The following is a 14,142-nucleotide window of genomic DNA, read 5'->3' on the forward strand; positions in this document are numbered from 1 at the left end:
CGGTGCGGTCGGGTCGCTCGGTGCGGTCGGGTCGCTCGGTGCGGTCGGACCGGTCCGGGCCTCCCGCGACTTTAGTGACGCCCGGAGCCGTCGGCGGCCTCCTGCCGCGCCAGCACGACGAGTTCGGCGTCGTGTCGACCGGTCCAGCCGAACGGCAGGCCGCTGTGGAGCAGATACGCCCCGCTGTACACCGTCCCGTCCGCCGTGTCGGTGTAGCGGGCGGCGGGGTCCAGGCCGCGCAGCCGCAGCCGCGAGGCGCGTCCGGGGACCAGCGGCGCGCCGTCGAGCCGTCCGGTGCTCCACGCGGTGACCACGACCCGCGCGCCGCCGCGCTCCTCGTACTGGACACCGCAGGTCGGATCGGCGGGGCCGTTCAGCAGCCGGGCCGTGCCGTGGTGGACGACGTCGCGGATCTCCTTGTAGCGGGCGATCCAGCCCGCCGCCTCGGTGCGCTGCTCCGGTGTCCAGGCGCGGATGTCGGCGCCGATGCCGAGCACGCCCGCGATGGCGAGGACGAAGCGGAAGGCCAGGGAGCGGAGCCGCGGGTCGAAGACGCCGGGCGCGTCGGTGACCCAGGAGCTCATGGTGTGCGGGGCGTGCGCGTGCAGATAGCCGTACTGGATGGCGAGCCGGTCGAGCGGCGCGGTGTTGTCGCTGGGCCAGACCACGTCGGTACGGGCCAGCGTGGCGTGTTCGATGCGGGCGCCGCCGCCCGCGCAGCCCTCGACGGTGACGTGCGGGTGGTGGGCGCGCAGGTGGTCGAGGACCCGCAGGTATCCGGCGACGTGGTCGGCGTCGAGGTCCTGGCCCGCGGCCGGTCCCGTGTCGGGCCTGCCGCGCTCGGTCGGCGGGCGGTTCATGTCCCACTTGAGGTAGCTGACGGCGTGTTCGCCGAGCAGCCGGTCCAAGGTGGCGATCACGAAGTCCTGCACGTCCACCCGGCCGAGGTCGAGCAGCAGTTGCTCGCGGACGAGGGTCGCCGGGCGGCCGTCGATCCGGTACACCCACTCGGGGTGCTTGGCGTACAGCTCGGACCGCGGGCTGATCGCCTCCGGTTCGACCCACAGGCCGAAGTCCATGCCGGTGGCGCGGACCCGCTCGATGAAGCCGTCGAATCCCTCGGGGAAGTTGGCCGGGTCCGGGGTCCAGTCGCCCAGTCCCCCGGTCTCGTCCCGCCGCCCGCGGAACCAGCCGTCGTCCACGACGAAGAGTTCGACGCCCATGTCGGCGGCGACGGCGGCCAGTTCGAGCTGCGCGTCGGCCTCGACGTCGAAGCCGGTGGCCTCCCAGGAGTTGTACTGCACCTTGCGGGTACGGTGCAGCCGCTCGCCGCTCAGCGCGCGCTCGTACGCGTGCCAGATCCGCGTCAGTCCGTCGAGCCCTTCCGGGCTGAAGGCGCAGGCGACGCGCGGGGTGGTGAGCGTGGCGCCGGGCGCGAGGCGGACGGACTCCTCGTGCGGCAGCCGCCCGGCGCGTACGCGGACGATCCCGCCGGGTTCCGCGTCCGCGGTGATGTGCCAGTTGCCCGACCACTCCAACGCGATGCCGTAGGTGGGGGTGTCGCCCTCCTGCGGGGCGGCGGCGTCCTGGACCGCGAGCCAGGGCGCGTAGGCGTGGCCCGGCACTCCCTGGGTGGAGGCCATCTCGAACCGGCCCCTGACGAGGTCGAGTTGGGTGCGCTGGAACTCCTGCGACCACTGGCCCGTGAGGTAGGTGAGCCGGGCGCCCCCGCCGTCGGTGACGGGGACGCTGATCGCGGCGGAGTCCAGGCGTTCCAGGCGCAGTTCGTCCGGTCCCGTGCAGGTCAGCTCGGTCCAGCGCAGCAGTACGTCGGTGCCGGGCACGGTCTCGTAGCGCAGCGCGACCCGCAGTCCGAGGTGGTCGTCGGTGAAGTCCAGGCGCAGCGACCGGTCGTCGTCCTGTGTGGCGCGCTCGAAGGTCCACCACACGCCGCGTTCGCCGTCGGGGCGGCGTACGACGAGGTCGGCGCCGCCGAAGGGACGCATGCCCTGGGGCAGGTATTCGGCCGGGGCGGCGTCGGCGGGGGTGATGTAGTGGGTGCGGCGCGACCAGTCCAGCGGGGACGGGCCGGTCTCGGCGCCGTGCGGGCCCCAGGCGGCGACCTCGGCCCACCGCCCGTCGCCGCCGAGGCGGACGGCGTAGGTGGTGGTGTCGGTGCGCAGCAGCCACGGTGCGGCCGACGGCGTTGCGGACGGGGTCACTTGACTGCTCCCAGGTTGAGTCCGGCCACGAAGTGCCGCTGGAATCGGAGGAAGACGATGACGGTCGGGGCGGCGGCGATCACGGAACCGGCCGCGATGACGTTCCACATAGAGACGTACTGGCCCTGGAGGCCGATCAGCGACGCGGTGATCGGCATCTTGCTGTCGGTGCGCAGCACGGTGATGGCCCACAGCAGGTCGTTGAAGATCCACGTGAACGACAGCGCGGTGAGCGCGGCGAGCGCGGGCCTGGCGAGCGGCAGGATGATCCGCGTGTAGATCTGCCAGGGGCCCGCTCCGTCGATGACGGCGGCCTGCTGGATCTCCGGCGGGATGGACCGCATGAAGCCGTGCAGCACGAAGACGTAGAAGCCGACGCCGAAGCCGACCTGGACGCCGATGAGGGCGTACAGCGAGTCGTAGAAGCCCAGTTGCTCGCTGAGCTTGGAGACCGGGATCAGCAGGATCTGCGGCGGCAGCAGATTGCCGCTGAGCATCACCAGCAGCAGTACGCGGCGCAGCGGCACGTCGTAGCGGCTGAGCGCGAAGGCGGCCATCGAGGCGAGCAGCAGCGAGATCAGCACGGTGGGGACGGACACCAGCATGCTGTTGATCAGCGCGCGCTGCTGTCCGCCGTCGACCCACGCCTGGCGGAAGCCGTCGAGGGTGAAGGAGTGCGGCAGGCCGCCGAGGCCGTTGGCGGCGATGTCGTCGAACGAGCGGGTGCTGGTGACCAGTACGACGACGATGGGGATCAGCCAGATCAGCGACAGCAGTCCCGCGCCGGTGTGGAAGGCGGCGGTCCCCCAGGCCCGGCGCCGGTCGGGCCGACGGCTCCCGCCGCGCGCGGCCTTCGCACCGGCACCCGCGTCCTCGCCGGTACGGTCCGCGGTCGGCGCCGCGTCGGCGCCCGCGTGCGTGACGGTCATGAGTCGGCCTCCTTGAAGGCGCGCACCAGGTACGACGCGATCACGCCGAACGCCAGCACGAAGATCACGACGGCGAGCGCGGAACCGTAGCCGAGCCGCAGGGACTGGAAGGCGGTGGAGTACATGTACGTGCTGAGCAGTTCGGAGGAGTGGTACGGGCCGCCGCGGGTGAGCGCCCACACCACGTCGAAGGAGCGCAGCGAGTCGATGATGATGACCGACAGCACGACCGCGTTGACGCTGCTGAGCTGCGGCAGCGTGATGTGCCGGAACTGCTGCCAGCGGGAGGCGCCGTCGACCTTGGCGGCCTCGTAGAGCATCGGGTCGATGCCCTTGAGTCCGGCCAGGTAGAGCACCATCACGTAGCCGATCTGCCGCCACAGGGCGGGCACGATCACGGCGTAGAAGGCGGTGTCCTGGTCGGCGAGCCAGGGGTGGGTGAGGCTGCCGAGTCCGAGGCCGGACAGGGTGTGGTTGATCAGGCCGTCCGGCTGGTACATCGCCTGCCAGACCAGGGCGGTCGCGGTCAGCGAGAACACCACGGGCAGGAAGAGCGCGGCCCGGTAGAAGCCGACCCCGCGCCGCTCCTGCTGGAGCAGCAGGGCCGCGCCGAGGCCGAGTGCGGCGGACAGGCCGCCGAAGAGCACCAGCCACAGCACGGTGTCGAGCACGGCGGTGTGGAAGACGCTGTCGTGCACCATCTCCCGGTAGTTGCCCAGGCCGATGAACCGCGGCGCCGAGACCCCGTCCCACTTGGTCAGCGAGAGGTAGAAGCCCTGGAGGGCGGGCCAGAAGACCCAGAAGCCCTCGGCGAGCAGCGGGACCAGGACGAAGGCGAGGACGACGGGCGGGACCCGGGTCGCCTGCTTGCGCTTCTTCGGCTTCCCCGGCTTCTTGCCCGGGTCCGCGCGGGTCGCGGTGAGCACCGCCATCTCACTGGCTCCAGATCTTCTGCGCGTCCCGCTGCCAGGTGGTGAGGATCGAGTCGATCTCCTTGGGCTTGGCCAGGAACTTCGTCAGCGCGGTGTCGGCGGTCGGCTGGAGGGCGTCGCTGGAGTCGCGGTTGAAGAACTGCGTGACCTCGGCGGCGCTCTCGATCAGCGCGCGGCCCTTCTTCACCAGCGGGGTGCCGCTGTCCTTGGCCTTGGGGTTGGTCGGCAGCGCGGTGCCGGAGGAGCCCTTGATGTAGGTCTCCTGCGCCGGGGCGGTGGCCAGATACCGCATGAAGTCCTTGACCTCGTCCCGGTGGCCGGTGCGGGCGCTGGCGAAGTAGCCGTCGGTGGGGCCCTCCTCGGCCATCGGGATCTTGGCGTCGATCACCGGGAAGCGGAAGAAGTCGATGTCGTCCAGTTCGCCCTTCGGGGCGGAGTCGGCGAAGAAGGTGCCGATCAGCATCATCCCGGTGCGGCCCTGGAGCAGCGCCGTGGTGGCGTCCTGGAAGGCGAGCGCGGTGCCGTTGGGGTCGAAGTACGGCAGCGCCTCGGCCCACTTGTCGAAGACCTTGCGGACCTCGGGGTCGTCGAAGCGGTGCTTCCCCGCGAGCAGGTCGCGGTGGTACTGGGCGCCGTTGATACGGATGTTGAGGTAGTCGAACCAGGACGACGCGACCCACGCGGTGCCGCCGCCAGCGCCGAGGCCGATCGGCGCGACGCCCTTGGACTTGAGCGTCTCGCACAGGGCCATGAACTCGTCCCAGGTCTTGGGCTCCTGGACGCCCCACTTCGCGAAGTTCGACTTCCGGTAGAACACGCCCCACCAGTAGTACGTGGCGGGCACGAACACCTTCTGGCCCGACGAGGAGGTGCACAGCGTCTGGAGCGCCTTGGAGTAGCCGGACAGCTCCGGCTCGGCCCAGATGTCGCCGACGTCGAGCAGCAGATTCCTCTTGGCGTACGAGTCCGCGACCGAGCCGGGGTACCAGGTGAGCAGGTCCGGCGGGTTGCCGGAGGTGAGGTACGTCGGGAGCTGGGTGCGGAAGGTCTCAGAGGCGACCGTGTTCAGCTTGGCCTTGCCGTCGCCCTGCTTGTTGTACGCGGCCACGAGGTCCTGCATCGCGGCCTTCGCCTGCGGGGACGACAGGTTGGACTGAAGGGTGACCGGGCCCTTGCCCGACTGGGTCTTGGCACCGGACGAGCCGGAGGTGACGCAGCTACTCATCATCGCCGCGGCGCCGACGGCGCCCGCACCGGCGAGGAACCGGCGGCGGCTGGGTTGCGAGGTGTTCATGGGACTCCCTTACGCCCACGGAACGGGGCCCGGCCCCCTGACGACCGGGCCCTCGTTCGGCTGGTACAGACTGTCGTGACGGCGGAGCGCCGTCAAGATTAATTCCTAATTTATTTACTTAGGCACGTCCGTGGCCCGTGCGCGATCCCACACCGGACGCCGTACCCGACCTGTCAGAGCGTGCTCTGGCGGACGGCCCCGCCCACCCCGCGGAAGACCACCAGCACGCTCCCGTCCGCCCCGGCCGTGGCCCCGGCCGACCCGTCGAGCGCCCCGCTCACGAACGCCGTGCGCGGGTACCACCCCGACCAGGTGTCGCTCGCGGCGTCGTACCCGCGCTGCCAGAGCGTGTAGTCCGAGGCCCGCGCGAGCAGTTGGACGGTGCCGCCCGCCGTGACCAGCGTCGGCGCGGCACTGATGGTGCCGCCCAGCGACGACCAGCCCGACCAGGCGCCCGAGGTGTCGCGCACCCGCGTCCACACCGCGTCGTCCGCGGCCCGCACCGCCACATGGATCCGGCCCGCGGCGTCGGCGACGGCCGACGGCCGTCCGTACAGCGCCAGTCCGTCCGGCGCGCCGATCGAGGTCCAGCCGGTGCGCGGGCCGCGGCTGCGGACCGTGCCGTCGCTCCCGGTGGCGAACAGCGTCCACCGGTCGGGGCCGTCGAAGGCGACGGTCGGCGCGTCCGCGAGCCGCCCGCCCAGGCTCTGCCAGCCGCCCCAGCGGCCGTGTTCGTAGGTCCGCCGGTACGCGGCGCCGTCCGTGCCGCGCACGAACACGTCGATCCGGCCGCCCGCGCCGCCGTACGCGGCGGGGTCGCCGAGGAACCGGCCGCGGGTGGGGCCGCCGAGGTCGGTGGTACGCGCCGGCCAGTGACCGTCCCGGCCGGTGCGCACCCGCAGTTCGCCGCCGTCGCCACGGGTGAACGCGGTCAGCGTGGCGCCGTCGCGCACCAGCGCGGGGCTCGCCGTGGACCGGCCGCCGAGCGTGACGCCGGGCGCGTCGTCGCGCCCGGTGAGCTTCAGGAAGGCGGTGCCGTGGGCCGGGACGGTGACGGTGTACGAGCCGCTGCGCGTGCCCCGGTCGGCGCGCGCCCGCAGGTCGCGTACGGCCACGTCGCCGGTCAGCCCGGCGGCGGCGAAGTCGACCGTGCGCGCGGCGGGCCGGTCCGAGCGGTTGAGCAGGACGACCGCGCGGCGGCCCGCGCCCTGGAGGACCTTGCTGTAGACGTCGCCGGTCGCGTCCGTGGCCACCCGTACGCCCTGGATCGCCAGCGGGTCCTGGTCGACGGCGAGGATCTCCGGATTGCGCAGCGTGTCGAGCATCGCCTTGGGCAGGGTGCGCGGGTCGGAGCCGATGACCAGCGGGGAGGCCATCTCCGCCCACATCACGAGCTGCGTGGTGGACTCCTCCTGCGTCAGCTCGTACGAGCCGTCGGGCATCTTCCGCATCGGGATCAGATAATCGGGGTCGTTGTAGTGGCCGGGGCCCTGCGCCTCGGGGTGCCAGGCGTTGGCATCCATGTTGCGCAGCACATTGGGCCACTCGTCCGCGGTCGGCGTGCCGTAGGCGATGTCGGTGCCACTGCGCCAGGAGTCGGCGGCGGTTGGCCCGTACACGTACGCGTTGTGCGCGTCCTGCGCCGGGGTGTGCGGCAGACCCCAGTCGTCGGTGAGCGGGTTGCACAGGTTGAGGATCATCGGGCGGCCGGACTTCGCGACGGCGTCGCTGAACTCCTTGAAGGCCGGGCCGGGATCGAGCTTTTCCGCGATGCCGCACAGGAAGTCGACCTTGACCGCGTCGATCTTCCAGGCGGCGAACTGGTCGGCGTCCTGCCGGTAGTGGCCGCGGCTGCCGAGCCCGCAGTTCGCCGGGTCGTAGTCGCCCGCGTCGGTGTAGATGCCGGCCTTGAGTCCGCGCTGGTGCAGATAGGTCACCAACGCCGGTATGCCGGAGGGGAATCGGTCCCGGTTGGCGGTCAGGCGTCCGGCGCTGTCGCGGGGCGTGTCGGCCTGCCAGCCGCCGTCGAGCCACACGATGTCGTAGCCGCTGTCGCGCAGACCGCTGCTGACGAGGTGGTCGGCGACGCTTCTGACCTGGGCCTCGGTGGGGGCGCCGAGGCCGTAGTAGGTGTTCCAGCCCATGTACGGCGTCGGCGCGAGGCCGCTGTCGTAGAAGGCGGGGGCGCCGTCGGCGGCGGTACGCGCCGGGGCGTCGGCATGCGCCGCCCCCGGCACCGCGACCGCGAGCAGTACGCCCGCTCCCGCCGTCGCCACGGCGCGCCGGGCACGCGCCGTCCCTGAACGATGCGAAGTCATGAAGGGTCTCCCGAGAGTTGGGGATACGCGGACGGCCGCCTCCCGGAACACCGGGGACCGCCGCCACGACGAAGACTGTGGCGGCGGTCCCGAACCCTGTCAACGATAATTCCTAATTAACTTAAATTTGCAGCTCCGGGTCGCTGTCCTGGCCGCTTCCCCGGCCGCCGTCGCGCCCTTCCGGAGCGGGCGCCGTCCAGTTGCCGAGGAGCTGGAGCGCCTGGGCGCTCGGCGAGCCCGGCTCGACGGTGTAGACGCACAGCGTCTGGTCCTGATCGCCGGGCGGTTGCAGCGACTCGTAGGAGAACTCCAGGTCCCCCGCGACGGGATGGCGGTAGCGCTTGATCCCGTGAGTGCGGCGCAGCACCCGGTGGTCGTTCCACCACGTGGTGAACTCCGGTGAGCGCAGGGTGAGTTCACCGACCAGGTCGGCGAGATGGCGGTCGTTCGGGTAGCGGCCGGCCTCCAGCCGGAGCATGGCGACGGTCTCGGCGGCGAGCTGCTCCCAGTCGACGACGCGCTCGCGCGCCTCGGGGTCCAGCAGGTAGTAGCGGGCCATGTTCCGGCGGGTCGCGGGCAGCGCGTCGAAGTCGACGAGCAGCGCGCGGGCCAGCCGGTTGGACGCCAGCACGTCGGTGCGGCGGCCGAGGACGAAGGCGGGCACGTGCTCCAGCGTCTGGAGCAGCAGATGCAGTCCCGGCCGAACCCGCTGCGGTCCGCTCGGCGCGTGCCGGGACCCTGCGGGCCTGCGGGTCAGCAGGTCGGTCAGGTGCTCGCGCTCGGCGGTGTCGAGCCGCAGCGCGCGGGCGAGCGCGTCGAGCACCTCGGGCGACGGGTTCCCGCCGCGCCCCTGTTCGAGCCGGGTGTAGTACTCGGTGCTCACCCCGGCCAGCCGGGCCACCTCGTCGCGGCGCAGCCCCGGCACCCGGCGGACCCGGCCGTCGGCGGGCAGTCCCGCCTCGTCGGGGGTGATACGGGCCCGGCGCGAGCGCAGGAAGTCGGCGGTGTCGGTGCTGCGGTCCATACCCCCAGTGTGGCGGGCGGCGCGCGGGCCGCGCGCGTCGTGACTGGCCCTGTCAGTACCTGCCTCGCCGGTGCGGGTCAGGCCGTTACCTGCCTGCTCAGGGCACTTTTCGGCGCTCCGCGGCGGCTGCCCGGGTGGTCTGCTGGACGGCAGGCGGACCGAGGGTCCGCCGCCGGATCACACCGAACACGAAAGGTGGACAGCCATGTCCGCGCACGACATCAGCAAGCCCCTCACCGGCCGGGTGGCGGTCGTCACCGGTGCCTCCAGCGGTCTCGGCGAGGCGTCCGCGGAGCACCTGGCGGAACTCGGCGCGAAGGTCGCGGTGCTGGCCCGCCGCACCGACCGGCTGAACGACCTGGTCGCCCGGATCACCAAGAACGGCGGCGCCGCGCTGGCCCTGCCGGTCGACGTCACCGACCCGGAAGCCCTGCTGGCCGCCGCCGACCGGGTCGCGGCCGAACTGGGCGGCGCCGACCTGCTGTTCAACAACGCGGGCGTGATGCTGCCCTCGCCGATCGAGGAGCTGCGCACCGACCTGTGGCAGCGGCAGATCGACCTCAACGTCAAGGGCCTGATGAACGCGATCGGCGCCTTCACCCCGCAGTTGATCGCCGCCGCGGCCGAGCGCGGCGTCGCCGACCTGATCAACACCTCGTCCATCGGCGCGCGGAACATCTTCCCGACCTTCGCCGTCTACTGCGGGACGAAGGCGTTCGTGACGCATCTGTCCACGAATCTGCGGGTCGAACTCGGCCCGAAGAACGTGCGCGTCACCTCCCTGGAGCCGGGCATCGTCGGCACCGAACTCCAGACCCACGTCACGGACGCGGGCGCGCTGGAGTGGCTGGACGGCGCCCGGCGGTCGATGGAGTTCCTGGAGGCCGGGGACATCGCCAGGACCGTCGGTTTCATCGCGACGCTGCCGCCGCGGGTCAACATCCAGCAGGTCACCGTCATGCCGACGGGCCAGCCGAGCTGACCCGTCGGCAGCGCCGGTCAGTGGCCGGAGGTCGCCTTCAGACCGACCACGGCGACCAGCAGCAGCGAGACGAAGAAGATCCGGGCGGCGGTCGTGGGCTCGCCGAGCACCGCCATGCCGACCACGGCCGCACCGGCCGCGCCGATGCCGACCCAGACGCCGTACGCCGTACCGATCGGCAGCGTCTTCGCCGCCTGGGAGAGCATCAGCATGCTCGCCACGATGCCCGCGCCGGTCAGCAGACTCGGGACGGGACGGGTGAAGCCGTCGGTGTACTTCATTCCGATCGACCAGGCCACTTCGAGCAGACCTGCGACAACAACAAGGACCCATGCCATGAGGGCACCTCCGTGGGTTTCGTGCTTACGGGGGTGCGCCGTCTTTGCAGGGTCCCGGTACGACGCGCTCGTCGGGTACTCATCCGACTATAGCAAATTCCGGCAATACGGCCACCGGCCGAGGTGCGGACCGGCCGCCGTTTCCGGGACAGTCCCGGAGGCACACCCCGTATGCGTACGGCGTATACCTTGATCCTCGGCGGCACCGTTCGCGGCTGTATACGCAGTACGCTGCGTAGTGGCGGCGGCGAGGAATCCGGTGTCGCTCAGGCTGTCGACCAGGAGGTGGCGGGACCCGTGGCGGCTCACAAGCGCTTGAACAGGGACGAGCTGATTTCCACCGCGCTCGCCGTGGCCGACAGCGAAGGTCTCGAAGCCGTCACCATCCGGCGGGTCGCCCAGCAGCACGACGTGACGCCGATGGCGCTGTACCGGCACTTCCCGGACAAGGACGGGCTGTTCGACGCGGTCACCGAGCGGCTGCTGACCGACGTCCGGGTCCCGGAGCCGGACGAGCGGCCGTGGCACGAGCAGATGAACGACCTGCTGAGCGGTTTCCTCGCGGCGCTGCGCCCGCACCCCAACGCCGCCGGTCTGGTGATCACCCGGATCTTCGCCTCGGAGCCCGGTCTCGTCGTCACCGAACGCACCCTCGCGCTGCTCTCCGCGGCCGGTCTGCCGGTCGAGCAGGGCGCGCAGACCGCCGGTCAGGCGCTGTGCTCGCTGGTGACCCTGGTCATCACCGAGCCCGGCCGCAGCAATCCGGCCCTGGACCCCGAGTCCCGCGAGGAGGCCGTCAGCGCGAAGAAGGCGAGCCTGCTCGACCTCTCCCCCGACCGGTACCCGCACGTCGTGGCCGCCGCCGACGCGCTCTTGTCGTGCGCGAGCAACGACGCGTACTACCGGCGCGGTGTCGACATGATCGTCGCGGGCATGCGCGGCACGGCGCAGGACGCCCTCGCGGCCGAGGCCGTCACCGGCTGACCCGGCGCACCCTCGGGACTCGGTGCTGGAAGCCGTTACCAGGGGACGACGCCGGCGTCCTCGAAGAACCCGCCGGTCGGGCCGTCGTCGGGCAGGGTGGCGAGGCGGATGGGGGTGGCCGCGCCCTGCTGGGGGGTGCGGGGGCCGAGGAAGCCGGTGAAGTCGGTCGCGACCAGGCCGGGGCAGGCGGCGTTGATCAGGATGTTCGTACCGGCGAACTGCCGGGCGTAGTGCACGGTGACGGCGTTGAGGAACGTCTTCGTCGGCGAGTAGGCCGCCATGACCGGGCCGATCTCGACGTCCGGGTCCGCCTGCCGGGTCAGGGAGGCGACGCTGCTGGAGACGTTGACGACGCGCGGCGACGCGGAGCGCCGCAGAAGGGGCAGCATCGCGTTGGTCACGCGGATGACGCCGAGGACGTTGGTCTCCACGACCGTGCGGACCAGGTCGAGGTCGAGCGTCGTCGGGTCCTGCGTCCACCCCGGCCCCGTCGGTCCTGAGACACCGGCGTTGTTGACCAGGGCGTCCAGGCGGCCCTCCCGCCGCTCGACGAGTTCCGCGGCGTCGGTGACGCTGCGGTCGCCGGTCACGTCCAGCGGCACCCCGAAGGCGTCCACCCCGGCGGCGCGCAGCTTGTCGACGGCGGCTTCGAGGCGGCCCCCGTCACGCGCTCCCACGCCCACCCGGTAGCCGAGGGCGCCGAGGCCGCTCGCGATCTCGTAGCCGATTCCCTTGTTCGCGCCGGTCACCAGCGCGATCTTCGTTTCGCTCATACCGTCGATGCTCGCCCGCGGCCGGGCCGCGCATCCAACACCGATACGGTGCTCTGTCATACCCGGCAGGTATCACACGTACGCTGGGGTCATGGACACCTTGGAGATCCGCGAGCTTCGGTACTTCACGGCGGTCGCCGAGGAACTGCACTTCGGCCGCGCCGCCGAGCGCCTCGGCATGGCCCAGCCACCGCTGTCCCGCGCGATCCAGCAGCTCGAACGGCGGCTCGGCGTCACGCTGCTGATCCGCGACCGCCGCGGGGTCGCGCTGACCGGCGCCGGTCAGGTGCTGCTGCACGAGGGCCGCGCGGCCCTGGACGCGACGGCCGCCGCCGCGCGCCGTACCCGCCGGGCCGGTGACGCCGACCGCGCGGGCGGGGCCCGCGACCGTCTGGTCCTGGCGGTGAAGGCCGCGGCGTCGCACGAGCTGCTGCACAAGCTCCTGGACGCCTACGCTGCCGAGCCGGACGCCGCAGAGATCGAGGTGCTGCCGAGCGGCACGTGCGAGCAGGGCGAGATGCTGCGCGACGGCCGCGCCGACGTGGCGCTCATGCACAAGCCGTTCAACTCCCTCGCCGGATTCGACAGCGAGGAACTGATGACCGAGGGCCAGATCGCCATCCTGCCCGCAGGGCACCCCTTGGCCACGCGCGAGGTCCTGTCGCTGGCCGACGTCAGCGACCTCCCCGATCTCCCGCTCGCCCGCTGGGCCCACGACGGCACGTATCCCCCAGGCCCTGGCCCCGAGATCCACGACCAGACGCAACTGGCCCAGCTCATCGCCCTCGGCCGCACCATGGCCGTCTTCCCCGACTCCGCCCGCGCCTGGCTGTGGGCCGAGCACACCGCCGTCCCGCTCAGCGACGCTCCGCCCGTCGTCACCCACATCGCCTGGCCCGCCCACAGCCGCTCCCTCCCCCTCGCCGCCCTGGTCCGCACGGCCACCCGGCTGTGAGCCGGGTGGCCCTGGCGACCGGCAAGCGGCCGGGGCGCGGGGGTCAGGCCCGCTCGGGGAGCGCCGCTCCGACCGCGGTGAGCCAGGCGTCGGCGAGCAGGGCGTGACCGTCCGGGGTCAGGTGGATGCCGTCGTCGGTCCACTTGCGGGGACCGGCGTCGGCGGCGGCCCGCGTCATCAGCGCGTCGGCGGGGACGAGGGTGGCGGAGAAGTCGGCGGCCAGTCGCCGTACCACCGCCAGCTTGCCGTCCAGGTCGTCGCGGAACGCCAGTTGGTCCTCGCTGACGGGCATCACGAACGGCTCGATCAGCACCAGCGCGCTGCCCCGGTCGGCGGCCTGGCCGAGCACGGTGCGGTAGTGGTCCTCGTACTCCTCGTCGGAGGTGGGGTCGTCGCTGTCGAAGCGGCGCCACACCTCGTTGATCCCGACCAGGACGGACACCACGTCGGCGCCGACCGCCAGGCAGTCCCGGTCCCAGCGGCCCCGCAGATCGACCGCGCGGTTGCCGCTGATGCCCCGGTTGACGAAGCGGACCCCGGAGCCGGGGTGCCCGGCCGCGTACCGCTCGGCCACCATCGCCGCGTAGCCGTCGCCGAGGGAGTCGGGCGCGTCCAGGTCACGACCGCAGTCGGTGATGCTGTCGCCGATGAAGAGCACGACGCCGTCGTCCGGAACGAGATTCGGGCGGACCTGCGGGCTCAGAGGGGACGTCATGATCGGGCCTTTCCCGTGCCGACACGCGTTTCGCTGTTCGTACCACCGTTCGGATCGCCCACTGTACGGTCCCCGACCTGCCCGTTCGCGACCGGCCACCCGCCGACCAGCGGCCCGCCCAGCCGGATTCCGTCCGCACCTGCCGGTACCAACGGCGATGGACGGCGGGTTCGACACACAGCACGGCGGCACCGGCCGCGCCGCGACGTGGTCGGCGGGGGGCGGAAACGTATGTGGGTGCTGCCCTCCGGCAAGAGCTGGACGGACGCCGCCAGGTACGTGGTGCTCGGTGTGGCCGCGCTCGTGTCGCTGTGGTTCTGGCTGATCCCGCTCATGAAGTGGCGCGGCACCCTCTACATCCTGACCACCAAGCGGGTCCACACGCGGGTCGGCTTCGTGAACAAGACCGGGCGCAGCATCCCGCTGGCCCGGATCAACGACATCTCGTTCGCCGCCTCCCTGTGGGAGCGGATCATCCGGTGCGGCACGCTCAAGATCGAGTCGGCCTCCGAGCAGGGCCTGCTGACCCTGAAGCACATTCCGGACCCCGAGGGCCTGAAGAGGACCATCTACGAGGCGATGGACGGCGACCAGGAGCACCGCTACGGCGCCGAGGAGCGGATCTCGCGTTCCCGCTGACGGAAAGACGGCAGGACGACTGGAGGGCCTCTGGGCG

13 protein-coding genes and 1 riboswitch are annotated in these 14,142 nt (G+C 71.9%); of the genes, 4 read left to right on the forward strand and 9 right to left on the reverse strand.

The features are described from left to right. Positions 1–71: 71 nt before the first annotated feature. The 6 genes from ABZX65_RS05350 to ABZX65_RS05375 form a co-directional block, all read right to left on the reverse strand. Positions 72–2,222, reverse strand: coding sequence for an alpha-galactosidase (locus tag ABZX65_RS05350; protein WP_355334957.1), 2,151 nt, complete (start codon positions 2,220–2,222; stop codon positions 72–74). After that, positions 2,219–3,151 carry a carbohydrate ABC transporter permease gene (locus ABZX65_RS05355; protein ID WP_355334959.1) on the reverse strand — a complete coding sequence of 311 codons (933 nt, stop codon included), beginning with the start codon at positions 3,149–3,151 and terminating at the stop codon, positions 2,219–2,221. Before ABZX65_RS05355 ends, ABZX65_RS05350 begins: the two co-directional genes overlap by 4 nt. Further along, complete coding sequence (locus ABZX65_RS05360; protein ID WP_355334961.1) at positions 3,148–4,083, reverse strand: sugar ABC transporter permease; 936 nt, start codon at positions 4,081–4,083, stop codon at positions 3,148–3,150. The genes ABZX65_RS05355 and ABZX65_RS05360 overlap by 4 nt, the downstream gene beginning before the upstream one ends. A gap of 1 nt (position 4,084) precedes the next feature. Then, positions 4,085–5,377, reverse strand: coding sequence for an ABC transporter substrate-binding protein (locus ABZX65_RS05365; RefSeq protein WP_355334962.1), 1,293 nt, complete (start codon positions 5,375–5,377; stop codon positions 4,085–4,087). A gap of 173 nt (positions 5,378–5,550) precedes the next feature. Continuing rightward, positions 5,551–7,695: a glycoside hydrolase family 27 protein gene (locus ABZX65_RS05370; RefSeq protein ID WP_355334965.1), complete on the reverse strand. Its 2,145-nt coding sequence runs from the start codon at positions 7,693–7,695 to the stop codon at positions 5,551–5,553. A gap of 121 nt (positions 7,696–7,816) precedes the next feature. Further along, positions 7,817–8,719, reverse strand: coding sequence for a helix-turn-helix transcriptional regulator (locus ABZX65_RS05375; RefSeq protein ID WP_355334967.1), 903 nt, complete (start codon positions 8,717–8,719; stop codon positions 7,817–7,819). A gap of 205 nt (positions 8,720–8,924) precedes the next feature. On the opposite strand from ABZX65_RS05375, the gene ABZX65_RS05380 reads away from it, so the two are divergent. Further along, the gene (locus ABZX65_RS05380; RefSeq protein ID WP_355334970.1) at positions 8,925–9,701 is read left to right on the forward strand and encodes an SDR family oxidoreductase; all 777 of its coding nucleotides are present in this window, start codon (positions 8,925–8,927) and stop codon (positions 9,699–9,701) included. A 17-nt stretch (positions 9,702–9,718) separates the two neighbouring features. Here the strand turns inward: ABZX65_RS05380 and ABZX65_RS05385 are convergent, their stop codons facing one another. Beyond that, on the reverse strand, positions 9,719–10,039 hold the full coding sequence (locus ABZX65_RS05385) for a multidrug efflux SMR transporter (protein WP_188280976.1): 321 nt from the start codon (positions 10,037–10,039) through the stop codon (positions 9,719–9,721). Between the two features lie 32 nt (positions 10,040–10,071). Then, positions 10,072–10,142: riboswitch (guanidine-III (ykkC-III) riboswitch) on the reverse strand. Positions 10,143–10,336: 194 nt separating this feature from the next. On the opposite strand from ABZX65_RS05385, the gene ABZX65_RS05390 reads away from it, so the two are divergent. After that, positions 10,337–11,023 carry a TetR/AcrR family transcriptional regulator gene (locus tag ABZX65_RS05390; RefSeq protein WP_355334974.1) on the forward strand — a complete coding sequence of 229 codons (687 nt, stop codon included), beginning with the start codon at positions 10,337–10,339 and terminating at the stop codon, positions 11,021–11,023. 35 nt (positions 11,024–11,058) lie between these two features. On the opposite strand, the gene ABZX65_RS05395 is transcribed toward ABZX65_RS05390, so the two are convergent. Beyond that, positions 11,059–11,796 carry an SDR family NAD(P)-dependent oxidoreductase gene (locus ABZX65_RS05395; RefSeq protein WP_355334977.1) on the reverse strand — a complete coding sequence of 246 codons (738 nt, stop codon included), beginning with the start codon at positions 11,794–11,796 and terminating at the stop codon, positions 11,059–11,061. Between the two features lie 91 nt (positions 11,797–11,887). On the opposite strand from ABZX65_RS05395, the gene ABZX65_RS05400 reads away from it, so the two are divergent. Beyond that, positions 11,888–12,751: a LysR family transcriptional regulator gene (locus ABZX65_RS05400; protein ID WP_355334980.1), complete on the forward strand. Its 864-nt coding sequence runs from the start codon at positions 11,888–11,890 to the stop codon at positions 12,749–12,751. Positions 12,752–12,794: 43 nt separating this feature from the next. Here ABZX65_RS05400 and ABZX65_RS05405 read toward each other — a convergent pair whose 3' ends face one another. Then, on the reverse strand, positions 12,795–13,466 hold the full coding sequence (locus ABZX65_RS05405) for an SGNH/GDSL hydrolase family protein (protein ID WP_355334983.1): 672 nt from the start codon (positions 13,464–13,466) through the stop codon (positions 12,795–12,797). Positions 13,467–13,697: 231 nt separating this feature from the next. On the opposite strand from ABZX65_RS05405, the gene ABZX65_RS05410 reads away from it, so the two are divergent. Beyond that, on the forward strand, positions 13,698–14,105 hold the full coding sequence (locus ABZX65_RS05410; RefSeq protein ID WP_355334986.1) for a PH domain-containing protein: 408 nt from the start codon (positions 13,698–13,700) through the stop codon (positions 14,103–14,105). The last annotated feature ends 37 nt before the right edge of the window (positions 14,106–14,142 follow it).

This window comes from Streptomyces sp. NPDC003300 (genome assembly GCF_040610915.1).
GTDB lineage: Bacteria > Actinomycetota > Actinomycetes > Streptomycetales > Streptomycetaceae > Actinacidiphila.

Bases quoted from the DNA above. Each gene is read 5' to 3' on its own strand.
- ABZX65_RS05355 (WP_355334959.1), bottom strand. From the start codon at position 3,151: ATGACCGTCACGCACGCGGGCGCCGACGCGGCGCCGACCGCGGACCGT.
- ABZX65_RS05360 (WP_355334961.1), bottom strand. From the start codon at position 4,083: ATGGCGGTGCTCACCGCGACCCGCGCGGACCCGGGCAAGAAGCCGGGG.
- ABZX65_RS05365 (WP_355334962.1), bottom strand. From the start codon at position 5,377: ATGAACACCTCGCAACCCAGCCGCCGCCGGTTCCTCGCCGGTGCGGGC.
- ABZX65_RS05370 (WP_355334965.1), bottom strand. From the start codon at position 7,695: ATGACTTCGCATCGTTCAGGGACGGCGCGTGCCCGGCGCGCCGTGGCG.
- ABZX65_RS05375 (WP_355334967.1), bottom strand. From the start codon at position 8,719: ATGGACCGCAGCACCGACACCGCCGACTTCCTGCGCTCGCGCCGGGCC.
- ABZX65_RS05380 (WP_355334970.1), top strand. From the start codon at position 8,925: ATGTCCGCGCACGACATCAGCAAGCCCCTCACCGGCCGGGTGGCGGTC.
- ABZX65_RS05385 (WP_188280976.1), bottom strand. From the start codon at position 10,039: ATGGCATGGGTCCTTGTTGTTGTCGCAGGTCTGCTCGAAGTGGCCTGG.
- ABZX65_RS05395 (WP_355334977.1), bottom strand. From the start codon at position 11,796: ATGAGCGAAACGAAGATCGCGCTGGTGACCGGCGCGAACAAGGGAATC.
- ABZX65_RS05400 (WP_355334980.1), top strand. From the start codon at position 11,888: ATGGACACCTTGGAGATCCGCGAGCTTCGGTACTTCACGGCGGTCGCC.
- ABZX65_RS05405 (WP_355334983.1), bottom strand. From the start codon at position 13,466: ATGACGTCCCCTCTGAGCCCGCAGGTCCGCCCGAATCTCGTTCCGGAC.
- ABZX65_RS05410 (WP_355334986.1), top strand. From the start codon at position 13,698: ATGTGGGTGCTGCCCTCCGGCAAGAGCTGGACGGACGCCGCCAGGTAC.